The following is a 20,930-nucleotide window of genomic DNA, read 5'->3' as shown; positions in this document are numbered from 1 at the left end:
TGTGGATGCCGTCTGTCCGAACCCCCCGGCCCGGATAATCTGCCCATGCTGCTCAGCCCCGCTTTCCAGCCCGACTTGCCGGCGGCGGTCGCCTTCAGCGGCGGCGCCGATTCCACCGCATTGCTGTGGGCGGCGGCGCAGGCGTGGCCAGGCCAGATCCACGCCATCCACGTGCATCACGGCCTGCAGGCGGCCGCTGACGACTTTGCGCACCACTGCCAGAAGACCTGCGACGCTCTGAGCGTGCCCTTGCATGTGGCCATGGTCGACGCGCGCAACGCGCCCGGCCAGAGCCCCGAAGAAGCCGCGCGCAAGGCCCGCTACACCGCGCTGGCACAGGCCGCATCGGCCGCGGGGCTCAAGAGCGTGTGGCTCGCCCAGCATGCCGACGACCAGGTCGAAACGATCCTGCTGGCGTTGAGCCGGGGCGCGGGCTTGCCGGGGCTGGCGGCCATGCCGGCCCGCTTCGAGCGGCATGGCATGCGGTTCGAAAGGCCCTTGCTGGGCACGAGCGGCGCCGCGATCCGGGAGTGGCTGCGCGAACGAAACGCGGCCTTCGTCGAAGACACGACCAACGCGGACACGTCCTTCACGCGCAACCGCATCCGCCATGAACTCCTGCCCGCGCTGGAGAAGGCCTTTCCGCAGTTCCGCGAGACATTTGCGCGCTCGGCGCGTCATGCGGCGCAGGCGCAGGAACTGCTGACTGCCGTGGCGGCTGGCGACCTGGCGCAGGTGGGCGAGCCGCCCCGCATCGCGGCCTTGCGAGCGCTCGATCGGCCGCGCCAGGCCAACCTGTTGCGGCACTGGCTGCGCATGGCGCACCAGACCCAGCCCAACGCGGCGCAGTTGGACGAACTGCTCGCTCAAGTGGCGGCATGTTCCACCCGCGGCCATCACATCCGCATCAAGGTCGGCGCCGGCTTCGTCGAGCGAACCGGCGACACGCTCGCGTTCCGGGTCGCACCCTCTGCCTAGGTATAATCCCGGGGTTTCGCGGCCCCGGTTCCGCTCGTGCGGTGCCCTCGATCTTCTTCGCCGCGCCAATCACTTTCTACCCTCCGATGGCATTGATCGTTCACAAATACGGCGGCACGTCCATGGGCTCGACCGAGCGCATCCGCAACGTCGCCAAGCGCGTGGCCAAGTGGCACCGCGCCGGCTACCAGATGGTCGTCGTGCCAAGCGCCATGAGCGGCGAGACCAACCGCCTGCTGGGCCTGGCCAAGGAACTGTCGCCGGCCAAGCAGACCGATTCCATGTGCCGTGAGCTGGACATGCTGGCCGCCACCGGCGAGCAGGCCTCTTCCGCGCTGCTGGCACTCGCGCTGCAGGCCGAAGGCCTGGAGGCCGTGAGTTACGCGGGCTGGCAGGTCGCGATCAAGACCAACAGCGCGTACACCAAGGCCCGCATCGAATCGATCGACGACAAGAAGGTGCGCGCCGACCTGTCCGCCGGCAAGGTCGTGATCATCACGGGCTTCCAGGGCGTGGACGACAAGGGCCACATCACCACGCTGGGCCGCGGCGGAAGCGACACGTCGGCCGTCGCCGTGGCCGCCGCCATGAAGGCCGCCGAATGCCTGATCTACACCGATGTCGATGGCGTCTACACCACCGATCCGCGCGTGGTGCCCGAAGCGCGCCGCCTGCACAGCATCAGCTTCGAGGAAATGCTCGAAATGGCGTCGATGGGCTCCAAGGTGCTGCAGATCCGCTCCGTGGAATTCGCCGGCAAATACCAGGTGCCGCTGCGCGTGCTCTCCAGCTTCACGCCGTGGGACATCGCCATCGAAGAGGAAGCCAAGTCCGGCACCCTGATCACTTTTGAGGAAGACGCACAAATGGAACAAGCAGTCGTTTCCGGCATTGCTTTCAACCGCGACGAGGCCAAGGTTTCGATCCTGAGCGTGCCCGACAAGCCCGGCATCGCCTACAACATCCTGGGCGCGGTGGCCGACGCGAACATCGAAGTCGACGTCATCATCCAGAACATCTCCAAGGACGGCAAGACCGACTTCAGCTTCACCGTGCACCGCAACGACTACGCGCGCACCGTGGACCTGCTCAAGTCGAAGGTGCTGCCGTCGCTGGGCACGGACCACATCGAGGGCGACACGCGCATCTGCAAGGTGAGCATCGTCGGCATCGGCATGCGCAGCCACGTGGGTATCGCGGCCAAGATGTTCCGCGCGCTGTCGGAAGAGGGCATCAACATCCAGATGATCTCCACCAGCGAAATCAAGACATCGGTCGTGATCGACGAGAAGTACATGGAACTGGCCGTCCGGGCGCTGCACCGGGCGTTTGACCTGGATCAACCGGCCAGCTGAGCCATTTTGATCGGCCCTTGGCTGGGCCGGCGGCCCGTTTCGGGCATAATTGCGAGCGACAGGAAACGTGACCGAGTGGCCGAAGGTGCTCCCCTGCTAAGGGAGTATGGGGTGTAGAGCCTCATCGAGGGTTCGAATCCCTCCGTTTCCGCCAGATACTCTTCTGAGAAGCCCCGATTGGACCCCCAATCGGGGCTTTTTCATTGGGAAAAGATCAGCGTTCGCCGCGATCGAGCACCCAAGGCATCTTTCCCACAAAGCGCACTTGTGCATTTCTGCAAACTGTGCGACAGACGTGGCTCGGCTCTGTCCGCCCGGCCGCAGCGACATCAACGATCCGTCGGCGATCATTCGAGGCCACTCCGCCTGCCCCGGAACCTCCGGGTTGAAGTTCTTGGCGAAAGCGGCCCAGTAGCGGGTCATCTCGTTCGACAACTGCCGCTGCGCTTCGCTAAACCGTGAGGAGGACTGGGCCATGTGAGGCGAATCGGGCCACGTGAACGGTGTATCGAGACCATGTGAGGCGCGAAACTCATAGCCGGGCGGCGGCTAGGGCGCCGGCGGGTTGGGATCCTCGAACTGGTAATAGTAGGTTGGCGTTTGACGCGAAAAAGATCTCGCCAGCGCCAGGTTGGTGCAACCGCCGAGACCGCGCATCCCGCTGTCGGTAATGAGGTCTCCGACCACATAGGACAGCGCGTACTGGCCCGAGTATTTGTCCGCTGGATAGGCGGCCAGCAGTTCTGAAGCACGGTCAGCCCCGACGAGTCGGGTGACCCAGCCGCGCACATGGGCATGGGCGCCCTTGATGACGACGGCACGAACGCTGCGGTCCTGCTCGATCGCACGCAGAGCCTCGGCGACAAGATCGCGCATCGGCGACCCGAGTGCATTGCGGGTGGCCGGGTCGTTCAGCGTCAGCGTGGCGACCTGGTTGGCGACTTCATAGCCCCTGCGGGCGCGGCAGTGACTTTCATGCCTGATTCCTTTTTGTCGATGTGTGATCAGTGGCCAGTGACGGCGGCCCCGAGGCTGCTGCAGCTTGGCGAAATTGATCTTCGAGACGGCCGCACTGGCCATCACGACATCGACCAGCGTGGCGACCACCCCGCCGTGCATCGCATGAATCATGTTTTCCAACTCACGTCGGGCCTCGGCGATCAGCCGCGCATGGCCGTCGCGCGAGAACTCGCGGCGGATGCCCAGCAGGCGCATGAAGGGCACCGTCGAGAAAGTGATGGCGCCCGGGGGCAAGGCGTCGCTCACTCAGTCACCCCGGCCCTGTGCGCAGCCCGCAACGCGGTTTTGAGGATCTTGCCCGCGGCCGACAAAGGCATCGCGGCCACGAAGCTCACGCTTCGCGGGCATTTGTAGCTGGCCAAGTGTGTGCGGCACCAGGCCAGCAACGCAGCCTTCAGTACTTCCGGCTCCGCGTCCGACCCGTGGCGTGCGACGACTACGGCATGCACCGACTCACCCCAGCGCGCATCGGGCAGGCCGCCTGAGAATTTGACGGAGCGAGGCGGCGCGATGCTCGCCTCCGCGAGCCGACGCGATGTGATGGAGGTCAGTTCATCAATTCCCGCACCCTGTCAGAAATTGACATGCAGATGGCGGCTACAGACATCGTCGCCGATCGCTCCCTTTTCTATGATGGCGTCAACAAGAATCAGGCAGGGTACCTGTGAACAAGGCGTAGCCCGGATCGCACCGATCAAGATGCCAAATGGAGATGCCATGCAATATGAAAAAGTCCAGGCCGCACTGATCGACAATGAATCGTTGCCGTGGATACCGTTCCTGCCGTATTCGGACGGCGTATTCGTCAAGTACTTCAAGCTGGATCCTATACGCGGCGAGATGATCGCGCTCATGCGCGTACCCGCGCGCGTTCTGTTGCCACAGCATTACCAGTCCGGCACCGTGATCAGTTACACCATCGAAGGCCGCTGGAAGTTCAGGGAATACGAATGGATCGCTGGCCCCGGCAGTGTGGTCTTCGAGCCCGCTGCATCGCGCCATACCCCTGAAACTGGAATCACGGAAGGCGAAGTCCTGTTGCTGGATGTGGTCGTCGGCGAACTGCTTTTCCAGGATGAGGATGGAAAGATTCTGGCCATCGAAAACTGGAAGACCGCGATGGAACGCTACCTGGCGCATTGCCGTTGGCATGGCATCGCGCCGCGCGATCTGACGGCGTTTTCCTGAGTTCGTGTACTTCGCCCGCATGCAGCGGAACGCAAGCCTGATCAGGTTTGATGTATTTCCACCCCCCTAGAAAAACCAAGAAGACTATCCGTGCAAGAAGAATCCACACCATCGATACGCCCTGACTTGCGGAAAAAAGCCACGACCAACACATAAGAGTGAAAAAATGAACGGACAAATGATGCAGCAGCCGCTGCTGATCTCGAGCCTCCTGGTATACGCTGAACGCCACCATGGCGAGCAGGAAATCGTATCGCGCCGCATCGAAGGTGATATCCACCGTTATACCTATCGCGATCTTGCGGCTCGCTCACGGCGCATGGCGAACGCCCTGGCGGCGCTGGGCGTGCAGGCGGGCGCGACGGTTGCGACCCTGGCCTGGAACGGCTACCGTCACATGGAACTGTATTACGCAGTGTCGGGATCGGGTTCGATCCTGCACACGCTCAATCCGCGCCTGCATCCGGACCAGGTCGTGTACATCGCCGATCACGCCGAAGACCAGGTGCTGTTCTTCGATTTGACTTTCCTGCCATTGGTGGAAGCGATCGCTTCGCGCGTAAAGACGATAAGGCATTTTGTCGTCATGACCGATCGCGCTCACATGCCGGCATCGAAGATCGACGGACTCCTGTGTTATGAAGACCTGGTCGATGCGCAAGACGACCAGTTTGCCTGGCCATCGTTTGACGAGAACAGTGCCTCCAGCCTGTGCTACACCAGCGGCACCACCGGCAACCCAAAAGGCGTCCTGTACAGCCATCGCTCGACCCTGCTGCACACCTATGCCGCCGCCTTGCCTGATGCGCTGCATTGTTCTGCGCATGACGCGGTGCTGCCGGTCGTGCCGATGTTCCATGTGAACGCCTGGGGTTTGCCGTATATCGCCTGCATGGTCGGCGCCAAACTGGTGTTTCCCGGCGCGGCGCTCGACGGCAAGTCCCTGCATGACCTGTTCGAAGGCGAGCGCGTCACGCTGTCGGCCGGCGTGCCGACAGTGTGGCAGGGATTGCTCGCGTACGTGGAATCGAACAACCTGACATTCTCGACGATGAAGCGCACCATCATCGGCGGCTCGGCCTGTCCGCCGACGATGATGCGCACCTTCCAGGAAAAGTACGGGGTATTTGTGCTGCATGTCTGGGGCATGACGGAAATGAGTCCGCTGGGCACCGTTTGCAATTTCAAGGCCAGGAACCTCGAACAAGACAGCGCCGAGCGCTATGCCGTGCAAGCGAAACAGGGCCGTGTCGTGTTCGGCGTCGATATGAAAGTGGTAGACAGCCTGGGAAAGGAAATCCCGTGGGACGGCGAGACCAGCGGCGAACTGCTGGTGCGTGGACCGTGGATCGTCGATCGCTATTTCAAGGGCGAGGGCGGCAATCCGTTGATCGATGGCTGGTTCCCGACCGGCGACGTGGCCAATATCGATGTCGACGGCTTCATGCAGATCACCGACCGGGCCAAGGATGTGATCAAGTCCGGCGGCGAATGGATCAGCTCGATCGACATCGAAAACGTCGCGGTGGCGCATCCGGCCGTGGCGATGGCGGCCTGCATCGGGATCGTGCATCCGAAATGGGATGAGCGGCCGCTGCTGGTGGTCGTCAGAAAGCCTGGTGCGGAGCTGGCGCGCGAGCAGATGCTGGAATTTTTCGACGGAAAGATCGCGAAGTGGTGGACGCCGGATGACGTGGTGTTCGCCGATACGATTCCGCTCGGTGCGACTGGGAAGATGCAGAAGACCAAGTTGCGCGAACTGTATTGCGCACATCGATTGCCGACGGTCTGATTGTTAGGGGCCGCGCAGAAGTCCGCTTGGCCCATCTCCGGTTGTCGGCAAATGACATGAAGGTGGCGGCATCGAACATGGCCGCGATGTGATTCGCTTCCTATCATCTCTCCATAAGCGAAATCAGTGCCTGCACATTGCGGCAAGCTCACTTGGATTTCCTCTATCAGAAATTCAAATAAGGAGACAAACCATGGCCATCAAGCATTTGAAGGACAAGATCGTCGTCATCACCGGCGCCGGTTCCGGCATCGGCCGCGCTGCAGCGCTCGCCTTTGCGCGTCGCACCGCCTACATCGTTGCCACAGACATCAGCGAAACCGCGCTCGGGGAGGTCAGACGGGAAATCGAAGCCCTGGGTGCAAAGTGCCTGACTGGCGTGCTCGATGTCTCCGACGAGGCGGCAGTGCGCGCCTTCGCGGCTGCGGTACAAGAGCGTGTCGGCGCTGCCCATGTGCTGATCAACAATGCTGGCATTGGCTACCTAGGCAAGTTCCTGGAGGGCGATCTCGATCACTGGCGCCGAGTGATGTCCATCAATGTCATGGGCGTGGTGCATGGCTGTCACGCCTTCATGCCGCAGATGCTGGCCGCCGGCGGACCACGGCACATCCTCAACGTTGCTTCGAGCGCGGCAAACTATCCCGGCCCGTCGATGGCGGCCTATGCGGCGTCCAAGGGGGCGGTGCTCTGTTTCAGCGAAGTACTGAAACTGGAGCTGGCGGATACCCCTGCGCATATCAGCACCATCTGTCCAGGCATCATCAATACGCCCATTGTCAAGGCGCACGCGCTGGTCGCAGCCAGTGTCACCGCTGCCACGCTGGCGAAGCTGCAGAACTTTTACGCGACGAAGGGCTGCTCGCCTGACGTGGTCGGTGAAGACATGGTCAGGGCGGTGATGAACGACGGCGACATCGTGCTCAGCGGGCCCGGAGCGGCGCTGACGTATCACCTGCGACGTCTGTCGCTGCGGCTGATGCGCAAGATGATGCTGCGCTTTTCCCGCCAGGCCGGATATCTCTGAGGCGGAAGCTCAAATTTCCAGCAAGAAGAAACAGCAGCGTGCATGCCTTGAAACAGAGTCCCGTACACCTGCGGCATTGTCATTAAACGAGAGGTGATTACATGAAAATAGAAACCAGACCAACCCAAGCCAAAGTGTTCACCGCACTGCTGCTTGCCTCCAGTATTTTCATGGCACTGCTAGGCATGAGCGCCAGTGCCTATTACGTGCCGGGTGCCTGCCTGCTTTTGCAAGCAATCCTGATGTGGAAAGGCACCGGGTTCCGGCTGTTCAAGTCGATCCTCCAACTCAACCAGCTTACCGGCCTGCTGCTGATCGTGGTGCTGTGGCTGGGTGATGCGCTGCATTTGCCGAAGCTCGATATTTCCGGCGTCATGCTGCTCGGGAATTTGCTATTTGGTGGCCCATTGATGTCGATCCTGGCGATCGGCCTCCTTGCATCCTTTCATTTCAGTCATACGCTGCCGGTCTGGTTAGGCAGCGCGCAGCGCAAGGTGCAGGGAAAGGCATATCCCCTGCCCCTGTGGGAACAAGCCTGAAGCTATCAATTCGGTCGGCAATTTCAAAAGAGACAACTTATGAAGAATCCCCCCGCTCTTACCCGCCAGGCGCGACTTGCCTTTCTTTTGCTCGGCAGTGTAATGTGGATTCCCGCAGCCTACGCGGCTTCCTTTACCGGTCAAGTCACTACGCCCGATGGCAAGCCGGCGTTCGGCGCCATGGTCACGGTATTTAACGAAGCGGCCAACCGGCGCGAAACGGTGTATGCCGATGCCAATGGAGGTTACACGATACGTACTCCTTTCGAGGGCAAACTCGGTGTGCGGGTGCGCATGGCAAACTATGAAGACAACCGCTCCACTGTGCAGGTGAGCGCCGATCAGCACAGCGCGCTGAATTTGCGACTGAAGACATTCGCCAACGTACAGGACGCATCGGATGCATTGTCTGCTTCTGCCCACAATGCATTGCTGCCCTGGCAAAAGATCGAGGATCGCGGACCATTTGTCAGCCAGTGCAATTACTGTCATCAGATGGGTAATTCAACGACGCGGATCCCGCGCAGTCACGATGCCTGGATCGGCACCATCACGAAGATGGAAGGCATGGTGGCCATGCTGTCATCCGGTGAAGTAAATACGATAGCCGATGTGTTGAGCCGCGGCTTTACCAACAAGCCGGTTGAGGCCAAGCACAATTACGGCCCCACGGCAGAATTGGCGCGCGCCAAGACCGAGGAATGGCTGGTCGGTGATGCCATGTCTTTCATCCACGACCTCGATGTCGCGGAAGACCAGAAGCTGTACGGCACCGACGAAGGACACGATCTCGTCTGGGTGCTGGATCGACAATCGGGGAATGTAGAAAAATATCCGCTGCCCGATATCGACCTGCCGCGCGGCGGCAAATTCTCCGGCATGCAGCTGCCGATCGGCATGTTCAGCGGCAAGCACGGCCCGCACAGCATGGCGCAAACTTCCGACGGCCGTATCTGGATCACCAACGCCTTGTCGAGCACCCTGATGTCCTTCGACCCGGGAACGAAGGTCTTCAAGACTTATCCGGTCGGAAACGACGCCCTCTATCCGCACACGATACGCGTCGACAAGCACGACATCGTCTGGTTCACCATTGCCGCATCCAATATGGTCGCGCGTTTTGACCCCAAGACCGAATCGATGAAAGTGATGGCCTTGCCCTCCAATGGATTTTTTCGGTGGGTCAGCGACATGCTGTTTCCGACACTTCTGAGGATTTCGTCCTGGTTCCCGGGCAAGGCTCTGCTGCTGGATTTCTCGCACCATAAGTTCCTGGGATACCAGGTGCTGGCCTTCCCATATGGAATTGATGTCAATCCAGTCGATGGCAGCATCTGGTACGCCAAGCTGTACGCGGGGAAAATCGGCCGCATCGATGCAGAAACGATGGAAATCACCGAATTCGATACGCCCATGAAGGGGCCGCGTCGACCGCGATTCGATAGCAAGGGTGTGCTCTGGATTCCTTCCTTTGACGAGGGCGGCCTGATGAGTTTTGACACGAGCGCCAAACATTTCGAAACCTGGAAAATCCCTGGCGTGGCAGCTGGCGAATACGAGACGCCCTATGCGCTCAACGTGCACAAAAGCACCGGCGACGTGTGGATCACGGCAAATAATTCGGATCGCGTCGTGCGCTTTTCGCCGGTCAGCAAAACGTTTCAGAGTTATCCGAGCCCGACCCGCGTGACCGTCCTGCGTGACATGTCGTTCACCAGGGATGGGCGTGTATGTTCAAGTTCATCGAACATGCCGGCCTACGCGATTGAAGACCATGTTCCTTCCTTTATTTGCATCGACCCTCTCGGTGCCGAAAAGGATCAGGCTGCCCTCGCTGCCGGAAAAGCCAAATCATGATTTCCCCGAAATTGTCCCAACAATCGATTCCCTCGATTCCCTCGATTCCCTATGACGAACTCGATCAGGCATTAAACACTCTTGCTGGAAACAAGGATCGCTGGCTTAAAACGACTGTAGCGGAGCGCATCGGCATCCTGCAGGAAATCAAGGACCGGCTGATGCCGGTTGCCAGAAGCTGGGCGGAAACAGCGGCCCGCAAGAAAGACATCGCCAATGGTTCTCCCCTGGTCGGCGAAGAATGGATATCCGGTCCCTACACCGTGATGGGCTACTGTAATCAAATGATTGCGACCTTATCGCAGGTGAAGGGGAAAAAGCATCTGGACCATACGCTGGTACGCGAGCTTCCCAATGGCCAGGTTGCCGCACGCGTATTGCCGCATTCGATATGGGACCATTTGCTGTTGAGTGGCGTCAAGGTCGATGTATGGATGCAACCCGGAATTACGCCGGCGACGCTGCGCGCCAATACGGCATCGATTTACGATCCATTGAGCTTCGCCCATAAGAAAGGCAAAGTGGCGCTGGTGCTGGGAGCGGGCAATATTGCGGCGATCGCGCCACTGGATGTGTTTCAAAAGCTCTTTAGCGAGAACCAGGTCGTGATTCTCAAAATGAATCCGGTCAATGATTACCTGATTGAATTTCTCACGCCGGTCTTTCAACCGCTGATCGAACGCGGCGTTGTGCGAATTGTCCGGGGGGGCGCCGACTGCGGCCAGTACTTGTGCAATCACAGGTTGGTGGACGAAATTCACATCACCGGGTCCGGTGCGTCGCACGATGCCATCGTCTGGGGTACGGGAGATGAGGCCAAGGCCAGCAAGGCTGCCGGCAAACCCAGAAACAGCCGCACCATCACGTCGGAACTGGGTGCCGTCTGCCCGACCATCGTCGTGCCAGGACCGTGGACGGCCGCCGATATCGAATTCCAGGCCGAGCAGGTGGCAACACAAAAATTGCATAACAGCGGATTTAATTGTGTCGCTTGCCAGGTGCTGGTCTTGCCGAGGGAATGGAGTCAGAAATCCGATTTCGTCAGCGCCTTGGAAGACGTCATCTCGGCTTCCCAGGCGCGTAGTCTCTATTACCCGGGCGCCAAGGACAGGATCACCGAATTCACCAAAAATAATCCAAAGGCCAAAAGGGTGCCAAGGCGCGGGGGTGAACCGGTACTGATCGCGCCGATGGGGAAAGAGAACGCCTATGACAGGACCACCGAAGTATTTGCCCCTGCGATGAGTCAGGTTGAACTATCGGCCGCCGATCCGGAGGCCTTTCTGAAGGCCGCCATTGCCTACGTCAATTCGGAATTGCATGGCACGCTCGGCGCCAATATCGTGATCCATCCGGCGACCATCGCGCAAATCGGCAGGGTGCGCATGGAAGAGCTCCTGATCGAGCTGCGCTACGGCACCATCGCCATCAATGCGTGGACTGGTCTGGGGTTTTTAACACCGCAAGCTACCTGGGGCGCTTTTCCCGGACACACGCTTGAGGACGTGCAGAGCGGGATTGGTGTCGTGCATAACACCGCCTTGTTTGATCGGCCGGAACGCACCGTGGTCGAAGCGCCGTTCCGACCGTTTCCCCGCAATTTGCTGAGCTTGTCGTTTACCCTGCTGCCCCGTCCGCCATGGTTCGTCACCAACCGCAAGGGGCATATTTTGGGGCGGCTGCTGGTAGCGTTTCAGTACCGACCGAGCTTTCTGAAAATTCCGCGAATTTTCTTTAATGCCTTGCTGGGCTGACAACGGGCGGGTCTATGGAATCTCACAGACTCAGGTGCTGGAACTGTCACCGGCCAGGTCCTGCTGAAACTGGCTGGGCGAGATGCCCACGGTGCGCCGGAAGGCTCGGCTGAAGTTCGCTGCGTCGGAGAAGCCGAGCGATAGCGCGACCTGAACCACCGTGGCGCCGGGCGCGCTGAGCAGCTCGCGGGCCTTTTCGAAGCGCACTTGCTGCGATAGGTCTCGAAATTGCAGCTTTTCCTTTTTGAGATGGCGGTCCAGCGTGCGCGGCGAAATATTGATGCGGCGGGCGAGGTCTTCCAGCGTGACGATTTCGCCGCTTGCCTGGCGCAGCATCATGCTGACGTAGTCGCCCCATCCTTCATCGTCGGCCGGCGGGCGCTGGCCCAGCGCGTCGCAGCGTGCATCGATTTGCTTGACCATGCGCTGGTCAGCCATTGGCAAAGGCAGGTTCAGCAAGTCCGTGCCCATGACCACGCGCACGCCGGGTAGTGCTTTTTCCTCGAAATGAAAGCGCGCCGGCGCCAGTGCCAGGTAACGCCTGCCGTGCGCCGGTTCGGCCATCGACAGATAGCAGTCGTAGGGTGGTACATCGTTGCCCAGCAAAAGACGGATCTGATTGCAATGCGCGGTGACCAGCACCTCGTAGTAGAAATTCAGCGTTTCCAGCGGCATGCGCATCGCCGGCGTGTAGATCGCTTCGCCGCAACGGTCCTCGCGCCGGTAGCGCAGAGTGAAAGTTTCGGTTATCAGGTGATAGTGGCGCGATACCAGTTGCAGGACCTGGTCCACATTGCGACAGCTCAGCATGCCATAGCCGAGCAATTCATGGGAATTCATCTTGATCAGGCGACCGGCTTCGAAGCCCAGGTCGGTACGGCCGGTCAGCTGACGCGCAGACGAGACAAAGGCTTCCACCTCGGCCGCCGAAAGCAGAGAGCTGGCGTCATTGAACCGCGGCTCGTTGATGCCGGCCATGACCAGCAGGCGGTCAGTGTCGACGCCGGATTCGCGCAGCATGTCGCGCAATTGCAGCAGGTAACGAACCGGGATGCGACGCGACTGCGGCTTCATTGCGGCCCGCCTTTCATCGTTACGGCCGGCTGTCGGGAAATGACATGGAGTTGGCGGCGTCGGACATCGTATTTAAAAGCTTCTATTTCTATCATTCCTACAAATTAAAGATGTTTGCCGGTCTTGGTAACAGGTATTGGACACCGTCCAAATACTAATGAAAAGGGGAGACATGACCCAGTTCTTGGAAATTGGCGCGGCAGCCGTCACGGCGGCCAGCCGGAAGCTCCGTGTCAATGGTATCGAGCTCAATGTTGCAGTGCATGGCGAGGGGCCCGCGCTGTTGCTGGTGCATGGTTTTCCCGACGATATGGCGGTCTGGCGGCGGCAGGTGCCCGCGCTGGTGATCGCCGGTTACCAGGTAATCGTGCCAGACATGCGCGGCTACGGCAGGTCGGACGCGCCCGCGGCCAGGCCCGACTATCGCATTGACCTTCTGGTAGCTGATCTGGTCGGCGTGCTCGATGCGCTGGGCGTGGCGCGCACGCAATTGATCGGGCATGACTGGGGCGCGGCGATCTGCTGGCAATTCTGCATGCGCCATCCGGAGCGGGTCGAGCGCTACGCGGCGCTGTCGGTCGGCCATCCGAATGCCTATGCGCGCGGCCCGCTGGAACAAAAAATCAAAGGGTATTACGTCCTGCTGTTTCAGCTGCGCGGTCTCGCAGAATGGGCGCTGCGCTCGTTTGACTGGTCCCTGTTCCGCGCCGCGACCGGGCAGCATCCGGAATGCGTGCTGGCCACCCAATGGCTGGCCCGGCCCGGACGGCTGACGGCGGCCCTCAATTATTACCGCGCCAACCTCGGCATCTTCATGCCGCGCGCTTATCCGCCGGTGACGGTCCCCGTCCTTGGCATCTGGAGCAGCGGCGATAAATTCCTGGCCGAGAAGCAGATGCTCGACTGCGAAAAATTGGTCGAGGGCAGTTGGCGCTACGAGCGCATCGACGGCGCCAGCCATTGGCTGCAGCTCGATGATCCCGTGCGCGTGAACGCGCTGCTGCTCGATTTCTTGCATAGCTCACCTACGGAGTCCAAATGAAGACTCACCGGCGTCCTGCCTGAAATTCACTATCAATCTTTTGAAAAAAATCCTGTCATGAAAGCAGTCGTTTGCAAGAACGCCGAACTCGCGGTGGTAGAGCGTCCCGAACCGGTCCCGGGCAAGGGCCAGGTGCTGCTGAGCGTCCTGCGCTGCGGCATCTGCGGCTCGGATCTGCATGTGCGCCATCACTGTAGCCACATGGGCAATCTCCTGACCCGTATCGGCTACAAGAACTCCCTGCGCGCCGAAGAAGAGATCGTGTTCGGCCATGAGTTCTGCGGCGAGATACTCGAACATGGACCCGGCACGACGCGCAAGCAGCGCGCCGGCACGCGCGTAGCGGTGGTGCCGGTCACGCGCCAGGCTGACAATATCGAGCTGCTCGGGCTTTCCGCCCTTGCCCCCGGCGCCTATGCCGAGCGCATCTTGGTTGATGAAAACATGATGATGCCGATTCCGAACGGCTTGCATGAAGACCAGGCGGCCCTGACTGAACCGTTGGCCGTCGCCCTGCATGCGGTCAATCGCGCCGAAGTGAAGCAGGGTGACGTGGCGATCGTGATCGGCTGCGGTCCGGTTGGCCTGGGCGTGATCTGCATGCTGAAGGCCAAGGGCGTGCGCACCGTGGTGGCAAGCGATTTTTCCGCCGGCCGGCGGGCGCTGGCGAAGAACTGCGGCGCCGACCTGGTAATCGACCCGAAAGATGAGTCGCCGTATGCGAACTGGCAGCAATACGGCCACATTGCCAGCTTCGGCGGCCTGCTGGAACTGGCCGTCGATACGCGCGAAAGGCTGGGCAAGCTGCCGCTGCCCTGGTGGCATGTCTGGCGCATTGCGGAAGGACTCGGCCTGAAACCGAAGCGCCCGGTGATCTTCGAATGCGTCGGCGTGCCCGGCATCCTGCAGACCATTCTCGACGGCGCGCCGCTGTTTTCGCGCGTGGTGGTAGCGGGCGTCTGCATGCAGGAAGACCGCATTGAGCCGGCACTCGGCATCCACAAGGAAATTGACTTGCGTTTCGTGATGGGTTACTCGCCGCTCGAATACCGCGATGCTCTGCACATGATTGCCGAAGGCAAGGTCAGCTGCGCTTTCATGGTGACCGGCATGGTCGGCCTGGATGGGGTGGCGAATGCCTTTGCAGCCCTCGGCGACCCCGAAGAGCAGGCCAAGATACTGATCGATCCGCGCAGCGCGAATCTCCAACCCACATGAGGTAGTCCCATCGCAGATCGACGACGACGCCGTGCTCGTCGCGAACCGGCTTGACAAGGCAGAAGGCGACGACGGAGCTCCCCAGCGCCACCTGACCCTTGGCGAACTTGCACCGGGCCAACGCTACACCAAAAGGGGCGCTTTGCACGTCCGAGAAACAACCGAATTGCGGGCCCTGACGAAGAGCCCGCGCAACATAACGCGCAATGGGAGCACGCGTGAGCATCGACGAGCTGACGGCGCGCGGGTGATGCTGGCTCACGCGATCGAAACCGCCGACACGCAAGGAAAGCTGCTGAGCGATGTCGAGCGCGACCATATCCTATTCCTCGCTCTGATGCTTGAAGAAAATCACTGCAGGCTCGAGGCGCGCCAGACTCGATCTCCTACAACAAGTCCACACCAGCATCGCCATCGACACGATCAAAGTTGTATCGCTCGATCTGGGCGGCAAGTCGGCCAATATCATTTGAGAAGATGCGCCGTTGCAGGAAAGCGTCACCGCTCGCGTTCTGGGCATGATGAGCAACACCGGTCAGAGCTGCAACGCGCCTTCGCGCATGCTGGTCCCCGCATCCAGGTTGGCCGAGGCTGAACGCATAACCGCAGCGGCCGCTGCCACGCTGATCGTAGGTGACCAATAGGATGCGAAGACCGCCACCGGTCCCATCTCCAATGAGCGACAGTACCGCCGCGTGCAGGCCATGATCCAGACCGGCATCGAAGAGGAAGCAAAACTTGCTGCCGGGGGTACGGGTCGTCCTGACGGATGGCGCGCGGCTATTTCGCCAAGCCGACCGTGTTCAGTGCATCAAACAATAACGGACGTATCGCTCAGGGGGAAATCTTCCGGCCGGTGTTGACGACGATTCCAATGACAGCGAACAAGAAGCCATCGCCATCGCCATCGCCATCGCCATCGCCAAGGACACGGTCTGCGGCCTGTCAGGTTTTGTTTGGGGCGGTACAGTTGACCGTGCGGCTCAGGTGGGCCCTGATGACTGCAGCGTGCCCGCACCAGCGATCACCGGCAGCAGGTCAGCGTTCGCCGCGATCGAGCACCCAAGGCATCTTTTCCCACAAAGCGCATTTGTGCATTTCTGCAAACTGTGCGACAGGCGTAGCTCGGCTCTGTCCGCCTGGCCGCAGCGACATCAACGATCCGTCGGCGATCATTCGAGGCCACTCCGCCTGCCCCGGAACCTCCGGGTTGAAGTTCTTGGCGAAAGCGGCCCAGTAGCGGGTCATCTCCTTCGACAACTGCCGCTGCGCTTCGCTAAACCGTGAGGAGGACTGGGCCATGTGAGGAGAATCGGGCCACGTGAACGGCGTATCGAGCCCATGTGAGGCGCGAAACTCATAGCCTGGCGGCGTCGAGGGCGCCGGTGGGCTTGAATCCTCGAACTGATAGTAGTAAGTGGGTGCTTGCCGGGCGATAGATCTTGCCAGCGCCAGGTTGGTGCAACCGCCGAGACCGCGCATCCCGCTGTCGGTAATGAGGTCTCCGACCACATAGGACAGCGCGTACTGGCCCGAGTATTTGTCCGCTGGATAGGCCGCCAGCAGCGCTGGGGCGCGGTCAGCCCCGACCAGCCGGGTGACCCAGGTCGCGTACGCCTGCGCCGTGAAGTTGGCGAAGGCCCCGCCGGAACCACGACCTTCTTCCCGCGTGCTGCCCATTAATACAGGCACGGCTCTCCATTCGCCTGCCGCGATCGTGTCGATCGCAGGTTTGCGGTGAAAGCCCTTGGGATCGACATGTGGATTCCAGGCGCCGCCCGCAGTCACCAACTCGCCGGCGCTCTTGGAGCGCAGGCAGGTCACGACATTCTCAGGTTTCGTACATCCAAGCTTGGCCGCGAACGCCGTCGCGCGCGCCTCCGATTGCGCGACCGTGTCGACGTCCCGCAAGCAATCATCACTGGAAATGATCGCCGCATGAATGAGTCCAGCGGTGCCAGGGTTGACAAGGAGCGGGCAAACGTTGGTTCCTCCCGACGAGGTTCCTCCCAACGTCACCTTTTTGGGATTGCCGCCGAATGCACCGATGTTGCGTTGAACCCATTCCAGCGCTGCTTTGATGTCAAGCAATGCATAGTTTCCCGCCAGGCGATCCTTGGCCTGCTGGGCGAGCGCGGGATGATTCAAGAAACCGAGTGATCCCAGGCGGTGATTGATGGCAACGACCATAACCCCGTTTTCTGTCGCCATGCGAGCGCCGTCGATCTGGACTGCGCCGCCGACGGTATTGGCCCCACCGTGAACATACACAAGTACGGGGAGCGATGCGCCCGAAGCAGTGCCGGCGGGACGATAGAGGTTGAGAAGAAGGCAGTCCTCGTTCTCGGTCCGACCGATGACCGGGGAGCCGCCCATCTGCGGGCAACTCGGTCCCGCGACCGTCCCGTCTCGTACGCCCTGCCAGGAAGCGGCTCTCTCGGGGGGTGCCCAGCGCAGGCTTCCCATTGGTGGCGCTGCGAAAGGCAGGCCGAGGAATACCTCCGCGCTTCCTTTCGCAAGACCTTTGACGCTGCCGTTTTCGGTCGTTACGGTTGTTGCGGTCGAGCGGCTTGCATCGACTGCAACCCCCGCCTTGTTCGCGCAGCCAACCATTGCAAGGGTGGCGGCGCTCGTGGCGATCCAGAAGGCTAGCGAGAAGGGACGACGGATCACGGGGGACTCCTACTATTGGCAGCTGAAGCTGCTGGCGCTTTCAAGGTCGGTGGCGCCGGCCTTGAGGCGCGCGACTTGCGGATAGGAGCACAGCGGCCGTGTACGGCCGGGGGCCCAACTGGCCGGAACGTCAACGTTGGCAGCGCCGGCGGTGGTGGCAGCGCCGCGCGCGGTGGCAATCACCGAGTCAGGCGCCTGGCCCTTTTCCACCCAGTTGACCAGGGGCGTGAGCATGTCGAACTGGTCGGTGGCAGGGCCGCCAGCGCAGTGGCCCATGCCCGGCACCGCGTAGAAGCGCGCAAAGTCAGCGGCGTTGCCGTTGTTGGCGCTGCGCAGGTTCTCGTACCAGGTCACCGTGTCATCGTGCATGAAGATGGGATCGCTGACGCCGTGATAGACCATCACCTTGGCGCCACGGTTTTTCAGGGTGCTCAGGTTGCTCGGATTCACCGGCTGCATGAACGACAGCGCGGATTCGAGGTAGGTGCTGTTGGTCGCGGCGATGGACGCGAGCATGGTGTCGACCGATGTGCTCGTCAAGTACGTTGGGCCGTCGAAGCCTGTCTGACTGATCGGCGGTACGCCCCAGACCGTGGCAACGGCGCCTGTGTCCAGGTTCTTCGAGGCACCGAATTTCCAAGTGGCAAAGCTGGTGCCTGAAATACCAGCGTCATACGCGAGGCTGGCATAGAACTTTTTGCCCGTGCTGTCGGTCGCGCCGGAGAAGATGGGCGCGAGGGCCGTCTTCTGATCGGCCGACAAGCAGGTGCCGTCCCGCGCGCCGCTGCAGGTGGGCACGTCGCGGTTGAGGTCGAAGGCCTTCTGGCAGGCGGCCACGTCTTGAACGATGCCGTCAGTCGCGCCGTCTAGCGCGTCGCACTTGGACAGGATGGCTTTGGAGACCACGACGCGTTCCGGGGTTGGGAAAGCCACGCTCAGGTCTGCGACAGTGGTCCCCGGCACCTTCAACAACTGCTTGGCGCTGAACATATTGGCGGTGGCCGCCAGCGGCAGGCGGTAACCCGGTGCACCGGCCAAAAAGCCGTCGTACTGGTCGGGCAAGCGGGTCGTGGCCACGAAGGTGTGGCGGCCCCCGTTGGAGCAGCCACCGAAGTAGGATCGATCAGGTCCCTTGCCATAGGCCGAGGAAATCAGCGATTTGGCCATGGGCGTGAGCTTGACCGCCGCGTTGTAGCCGTAGTCCAGCCGGGCTTGGGCGTCGATGCCGAAAGAGGGCCCCGGTGTGTCGTGACCCGCATTGCTGCTGATGACAGCAAAGCCCATCTTCAGTGCGTTGGAGAAGTTTGGTGCGCTGCCGCCGATGGCCCCAAGGGCCGTGCCGACGTTACCGTCCAGGCCGCCGTTGGCTTGGTAGAAGAAGCGGCCGTTCCAGTCATTGGGCATGCGCATCTCGAAGCCGATGGCGTAGCTCTTGGTGTCCTGCGGGCTGGTGCGGCGGAACATCTCACCCTTTACCTGGCAGTGCGCGCCCACCACGGGGCCGGCCACCGCGGTGGCGGTCGCGGCCGGCAGTGGGCCCTCGGCCACCGGAGCGGCCGAGGTGATGGTGGTATTGGCGAACGAGAACTTGCTGGCCAGGTCGGCACAGGCGCCCAGTTGCGCGCCTGTGGCCGCGGCCAGCTGTGGCAGCCCGTCGCTGCTGCCACCACCGCCACAGCCGGCGAGCAAGGCCGCGCAGGCGGCGGCAATCCAATGGGACGCCGTCCCGGCGGGGCGGGCAGGGCAGGGGCTATTCGGAATCTTCTTCATGGGTTTCTCCGTGCGCCGGTCAAGACCGGCGAGATGTCGTGAATGAAAGAGTCATACGTTGAAGGCTTTTCCAGCGGTGGGTCGGTCGCGCCCCGCGCGGCCCCGATGGCTGCTGCGGCGGTTTGACTAATCGTTAGTTTAGTTAATGATCTATATCTTCTGACACTAGGGGATTCCCTGGTGTTCTTTGCTAAAAGTGATTAAGTAGAGTTACGATTAGGCGACCAAACCTGTCCCCATCGACCCAGCCGTTAGACTCGACCGATGAAGACCGAAGAGACCCTCACGCCGCAGGGTGCGCTCGCAGAGGGCGGCATGCATGACCTGCTCGGTTACCAGCTGGCCCAGGCCGCGATCCTTACCAGCGAGGCCTTTACCCGCTCGGTCGGGGAGCCGCTTGACCTTCGGAAGGTCGAGTTCACCATCCTGCAGCTCGTCCGGGCAAATGCGCCGGTGACCGCCGCCCGGGTCGCCAAGTCACTGGCCGTGACAACCCCCGGCGTCAAGGTGTGGCTTGATCAGCTGGAGCAGCGCGGACTCATTGCGCGCGAGCGCGGCTCCGTGGATCGACGCACCCAGGATCTGCGTATCACCCGTAAAGGTGAAGCGCTCGTCTCAAAGGCTCTCACGGCGCTGCTCGAGGCCGATCGAGAGATCCTGAGGGACCTGACCGAGGCAGAGCGGCTCATGCTCCTTCAATTGCTGCAAAAGGTCGCTCACAGTCGCAAGGGATGAGAGCTGACGGACGAGGGTGAGGCAGAACGTGAGTCGGCGTCTTTGCCCGGACACCGCGGCCTAGGCGGGCATCCGCAGTTGTTTGCGCAGGCTCTTGTCGAACGCGGACCGTGGAACGAAACGGCGCAACAGGCTCACTTGCCTCGCGAAGCCACCCGCGGTGTACCGGGTGTTTGGCTTCGCCGCGGTCGCCGCATTCAGGACAGCCTTTGCGACCACATCCGGCGAGTCGGCAGTCAGCATCACCTCGCGTGTCACGGTTTCCGCATTGGAACGCGCGGGGGCGTAATCGCCCAACGGCTGGTCGGCCTGGATCAAATTGCTCTCGAACGAGGTGCGCGTGTAGGCGGGTTCCACGAGTATCACCCTGACGCCTGCATCCCGGACCTCGTGGTCCAGCGATTCCGAGTAGCCTTCCAACGCGTGTTTGCTCGCCCCATACAGCGCGAAGTAGGGGGCCGGGATGAATCCCTGCACGGAGCTGATATTGACGATGCGGCCCGAACGCTGACGGCGCATCACCGGGAGGACGGCCTTGATGGTTCGAATGACGCCGAACAGGTTGACGTCGAAGAGCGCCTTCGCCTGTTCGATCGATGATTCCTCGGCCGCTCCGATAAGGCCGACCCCGGCGTTGTTGACCAGCAAGTCGATGCGGCCGGCTTTGGCGAGGACCTCCGCGATCGCGGCCGTGACCGACTCATCGCTGACCACGTCGCACACCACATGCTCTACCCCCGTGCTTGGCTGCGAGGGGCGCTTGCGCGAGGTGCCGAACACGCGGTATCCGGCCTGCGCCAGCGCCCGCGCGGTCAGCTCTCCGATACCGCCCGATGCTCCCGTCACTATCGCCACGGGGGTGGGTTGCTGTTTTTGTCGATTGGACATGGGTTGCTCCTGTGTGAAGA

General features: G+C 61.4%; 19 protein-coding genes, 1 tRNA gene and 1 pseudogene. 14 read left to right on the top strand and 7 right to left on the bottom strand.

Annotated elements, in window-relative coordinates; all coding sequences use genetic code 11:
- The first annotated feature begins 45 nt into the window (after positions 1-45).
- The 3 genes from tilS (at position 46) to EEB15_RS14665 (ending at position 2,487) form a co-directional block, all read left to right on the top strand.
- On the top strand, positions 46-978 hold the full coding sequence (tilS, locus tag EEB15_RS14675; protein ID WP_141510606.1) for a tRNA lysidine(34) synthetase TilS: 933 nt from the start codon (positions 46-48) through the stop codon (positions 976-978).
- An 86-nt stretch (positions 979-1,064) separates the two neighbouring features.
- Positions 1,065-2,333: an aspartate kinase gene (locus tag EEB15_RS14670; RefSeq protein ID WP_141510605.1), complete on the top strand. Its 1,269-nt coding sequence runs from the start codon at positions 1,065-1,067 to the stop codon at positions 2,331-2,333.
- Positions 2,334-2,394: 61 nt separating this feature from the next.
- Positions 2,395-2,487: transfer RNA gene (locus EEB15_RS14665), tRNA-Ser, on the top strand.
- Between the two features lie 110 nt (positions 2,488-2,597).
- On the opposite strand, the pseudogene EEB15_RS34605 reads toward EEB15_RS14665, so the two are convergent.
- The 3 genes and pseudogenes from EEB15_RS34605 to EEB15_RS14650 form a co-directional block, all read right to left on the bottom strand.
- Positions 2,598-2,852, bottom strand: a pseudogene (locus EEB15_RS34605) (carboxylesterase family protein); the annotation flags it as partial.
- A 30-nt stretch (positions 2,853-2,882) separates the two neighbouring features.
- Positions 2,883-3,599, bottom strand: coding sequence for an enoyl-CoA hydratase-related protein (locus EEB15_RS14655; protein ID WP_141510604.1), 717 nt, complete (start codon positions 3,597-3,599; stop codon positions 2,883-2,885).
- Positions 3,596-3,829: a hypothetical protein gene (locus EEB15_RS14650; protein WP_255466332.1), complete on the bottom strand. Its 234-nt coding sequence runs from the start codon at positions 3,827-3,829 to the stop codon at positions 3,596-3,598. The genes EEB15_RS14655 and EEB15_RS14650 overlap by 4 nt, the downstream gene beginning before the upstream one ends.
- A 241-nt stretch (positions 3,830-4,070) precedes the next feature.
- On the opposite strand from EEB15_RS14650, the gene EEB15_RS14645 reads away from it, so the two are divergent.
- The 6 genes from EEB15_RS14645 to EEB15_RS14620 all read left to right on the top strand — a co-directional run bounded on the left by EEB15_RS14645 (position 4,071) and on the right by EEB15_RS14620 (position 11,510).
- Positions 4,071-4,541 carry a 2,4'-dihydroxyacetophenone dioxygenase family protein gene (locus EEB15_RS14645; protein WP_141510603.1) on the top strand — a complete coding sequence of 157 codons (471 nt, stop codon included), beginning with the start codon at positions 4,071-4,073 and terminating at the stop codon, positions 4,539-4,541.
- 166 nt (positions 4,542-4,707) lie between these two features.
- Positions 4,708-6,333, top strand: coding sequence for a 3-(methylthio)propionyl-CoA ligase (locus EEB15_RS14640; RefSeq protein WP_141510602.1), 1,626 nt, complete (start codon positions 4,708-4,710; stop codon positions 6,331-6,333).
- A gap of 193 nt (positions 6,334-6,526) precedes the next feature.
- On the top strand, positions 6,527-7,360 hold the full coding sequence (locus EEB15_RS14635; protein ID WP_141510601.1) for an SDR family NAD(P)-dependent oxidoreductase: 834 nt from the start codon (positions 6,527-6,529) through the stop codon (positions 7,358-7,360).
- Positions 7,361-7,461: 101 nt separating this feature from the next.
- Positions 7,462-7,899, top strand: coding sequence for a hypothetical protein (locus tag EEB15_RS14630; RefSeq protein ID WP_141510600.1), 438 nt, complete (start codon positions 7,462-7,464; stop codon positions 7,897-7,899).
- Positions 7,900-7,938: 39 nt separating this feature from the next.
- Complete coding sequence (locus EEB15_RS14625; RefSeq protein WP_199236537.1) at positions 7,939-9,756, top strand: carboxypeptidase regulatory-like domain-containing protein; 1,818 nt, start codon at positions 7,939-7,941, stop codon at positions 9,754-9,756.
- Positions 9,753-11,510, top strand: coding sequence for an aldehyde dehydrogenase family protein (locus EEB15_RS14620; protein WP_141510599.1), 1,758 nt, complete (start codon positions 9,753-9,755; stop codon positions 11,508-11,510). The genes EEB15_RS14625 and EEB15_RS14620 overlap by 4 nt, the downstream gene beginning before the upstream one ends.
- 30 nt (positions 11,511-11,540) lie before the next feature.
- On the opposite strand, the gene EEB15_RS14615 is transcribed toward EEB15_RS14620, so the two are convergent.
- Entirely contained in the window at positions 11,541-12,584 is a 1,044-nt protein-coding gene (locus EEB15_RS14615; RefSeq protein ID WP_141510598.1) for an AraC family transcriptional regulator, read from the bottom strand.
- 172 nt (positions 12,585-12,756) lie between these two features.
- On the opposite strand from EEB15_RS14615, the gene EEB15_RS14610 reads away from it, so the two are divergent.
- From EEB15_RS14610 to EEB15_RS34600, 4 genes are all read left to right on the top strand, one after another.
- Positions 12,757-13,626 carry an alpha/beta fold hydrolase gene (locus tag EEB15_RS14610; protein WP_141510597.1) on the top strand — a complete coding sequence of 290 codons (870 nt, stop codon included), beginning with the start codon at positions 12,757-12,759 and terminating at the stop codon, positions 13,624-13,626.
- Positions 13,627-13,758: 132 nt separating this feature from the next.
- Positions 13,759-14,844 (top strand): zinc-binding dehydrogenase, encoded by a 1,086-nt coding sequence (locus tag EEB15_RS14605; protein ID WP_233259485.1) that lies wholly within the window; start codon positions 13,759-13,761, stop codon positions 14,842-14,844.
- 341 nt (positions 14,845-15,185) lie between these two features.
- Entirely contained in the window at positions 15,186-15,317 is a 132-nt protein-coding gene (locus tag EEB15_RS34465; RefSeq protein WP_255466330.1) for a hypothetical protein, read from the top strand.
- Positions 15,318-15,329: 12 nt separating this feature from the next.
- A complete protein-coding gene (locus tag EEB15_RS34600; RefSeq protein WP_199236536.1) occupies positions 15,330-15,488 on the top strand; it encodes an aldehyde dehydrogenase family protein in 159 nt (52 codons plus the stop codon).
- A 394-nt stretch (positions 15,489-15,882) separates the two neighbouring features.
- On the opposite strand, the gene EEB15_RS14595 is transcribed toward EEB15_RS34600, so the two are convergent.
- Both EEB15_RS14595 and EEB15_RS14590 read right to left on the bottom strand, forming a co-directional pair.
- The gene (locus EEB15_RS14595) at positions 15,883-17,517 is read right to left on the bottom strand and encodes a carboxylesterase/lipase family protein (protein WP_141510595.1); all 1,635 of its coding nucleotides are present in this window, start codon (positions 17,515-17,517) and stop codon (positions 15,883-15,885) included.
- Positions 17,518-17,529: 12 nt separating this feature from the next.
- Complete coding sequence (locus EEB15_RS14590; RefSeq protein ID WP_141510594.1) at positions 17,530-19,287, bottom strand: tannase/feruloyl esterase family alpha/beta hydrolase; 1,758 nt, start codon at positions 19,285-19,287, stop codon at positions 17,530-17,532.
- A gap of 264 nt (positions 19,288-19,551) precedes the next feature.
- On the opposite strand from EEB15_RS14590, the gene EEB15_RS14585 reads away from it, so the two are divergent.
- Positions 19,552-20,022 (top strand): MarR family winged helix-turn-helix transcriptional regulator, encoded by a 471-nt coding sequence (locus EEB15_RS14585; RefSeq protein WP_141510593.1) that lies wholly within the window; start codon positions 19,552-19,554, stop codon positions 20,020-20,022.
- Between the two features lie 60 nt (positions 20,023-20,082).
- Here the strand turns inward: EEB15_RS14585 and EEB15_RS14580 are convergent, their stop codons facing one another.
- Positions 20,083-20,910: an oxidoreductase gene (locus tag EEB15_RS14580; RefSeq protein ID WP_141510592.1), complete on the bottom strand. Its 828-nt coding sequence runs from the start codon at positions 20,908-20,910 to the stop codon at positions 20,083-20,085.
- Positions 20,911-20,930 lie beyond the last annotated feature (20 nt).

It is taken from the genome of Ramlibacter sp. WS9 (assembly GCF_003797765.1).
Lineage (GTDB): Bacteria > Pseudomonadota > Gammaproteobacteria > Burkholderiales > Burkholderiaceae_C > Ramlibacter.
The sequence above is the reverse complement of the archived record's forward strand: the minus strand, read 5'-3'. Positions and strand labels throughout refer to the sequence as shown.

Excerpts from the sequence above, each read along its gene's own strand:
- EEB15_RS14670 (WP_141510605.1), top strand. The coding sequence starts at position 1,065 with ATGGCATTGATCGTTCACAAATACGGCGGCACGTCCATGGGCTCGACC.
- EEB15_RS14630 (WP_141510600.1), top strand. The coding sequence starts at position 7,462 with ATGAAAATAGAAACCAGACCAACCCAAGCCAAAGTGTTCACCGCACTG.
- EEB15_RS14635 (WP_141510601.1), top strand. The coding sequence starts at position 6,527 with ATGGCCATCAAGCATTTGAAGGACAAGATCGTCGTCATCACCGGCGCC.
- EEB15_RS14580 (WP_141510592.1), bottom strand. The coding sequence starts at position 20,910 with ATGTCCAATCGACAAAAACAGCAACCCACCCCCGTGGCGATAGTGACG.
- EEB15_RS14610 (WP_141510597.1), top strand. The coding sequence starts at position 12,757 with ATGACCCAGTTCTTGGAAATTGGCGCGGCAGCCGTCACGGCGGCCAGC.
- EEB15_RS14645 (WP_141510603.1), top strand. The coding sequence starts at position 4,071 with ATGCAATATGAAAAAGTCCAGGCCGCACTGATCGACAATGAATCGTTG.
- tilS (WP_141510606.1), top strand. The coding sequence starts at position 46 with ATGCTGCTCAGCCCCGCTTTCCAGCCCGACTTGCCGGCGGCGGTCGCC.
- EEB15_RS14625 (WP_199236537.1), top strand. The coding sequence starts at position 7,939 with ATGAAGAATCCCCCCGCTCTTACCCGCCAGGCGCGACTTGCCTTTCTT.
- EEB15_RS14640 (WP_141510602.1), top strand. The coding sequence starts at position 4,708 with ATGAACGGACAAATGATGCAGCAGCCGCTGCTGATCTCGAGCCTCCTG.
- EEB15_RS14590 (WP_141510594.1), bottom strand. The coding sequence starts at position 19,287 with ATGAAGAAGATTCCGAATAGCCCCTGCCCTGCCCGCCCCGCCGGGACG.
- EEB15_RS14620 (WP_141510599.1), top strand. The coding sequence starts at position 9,753 with ATGATTTCCCCGAAATTGTCCCAACAATCGATTCCCTCGATTCCCTCG.
- EEB15_RS14615 (WP_141510598.1), bottom strand. The coding sequence starts at position 12,584 with ATGAAGCCGCAGTCGCGTCGCATCCCGGTTCGTTACCTGCTGCAATTG.
- EEB15_RS14585 (WP_141510593.1), top strand. The coding sequence starts at position 19,552 with ATGAAGACCGAAGAGACCCTCACGCCGCAGGGTGCGCTCGCAGAGGGC.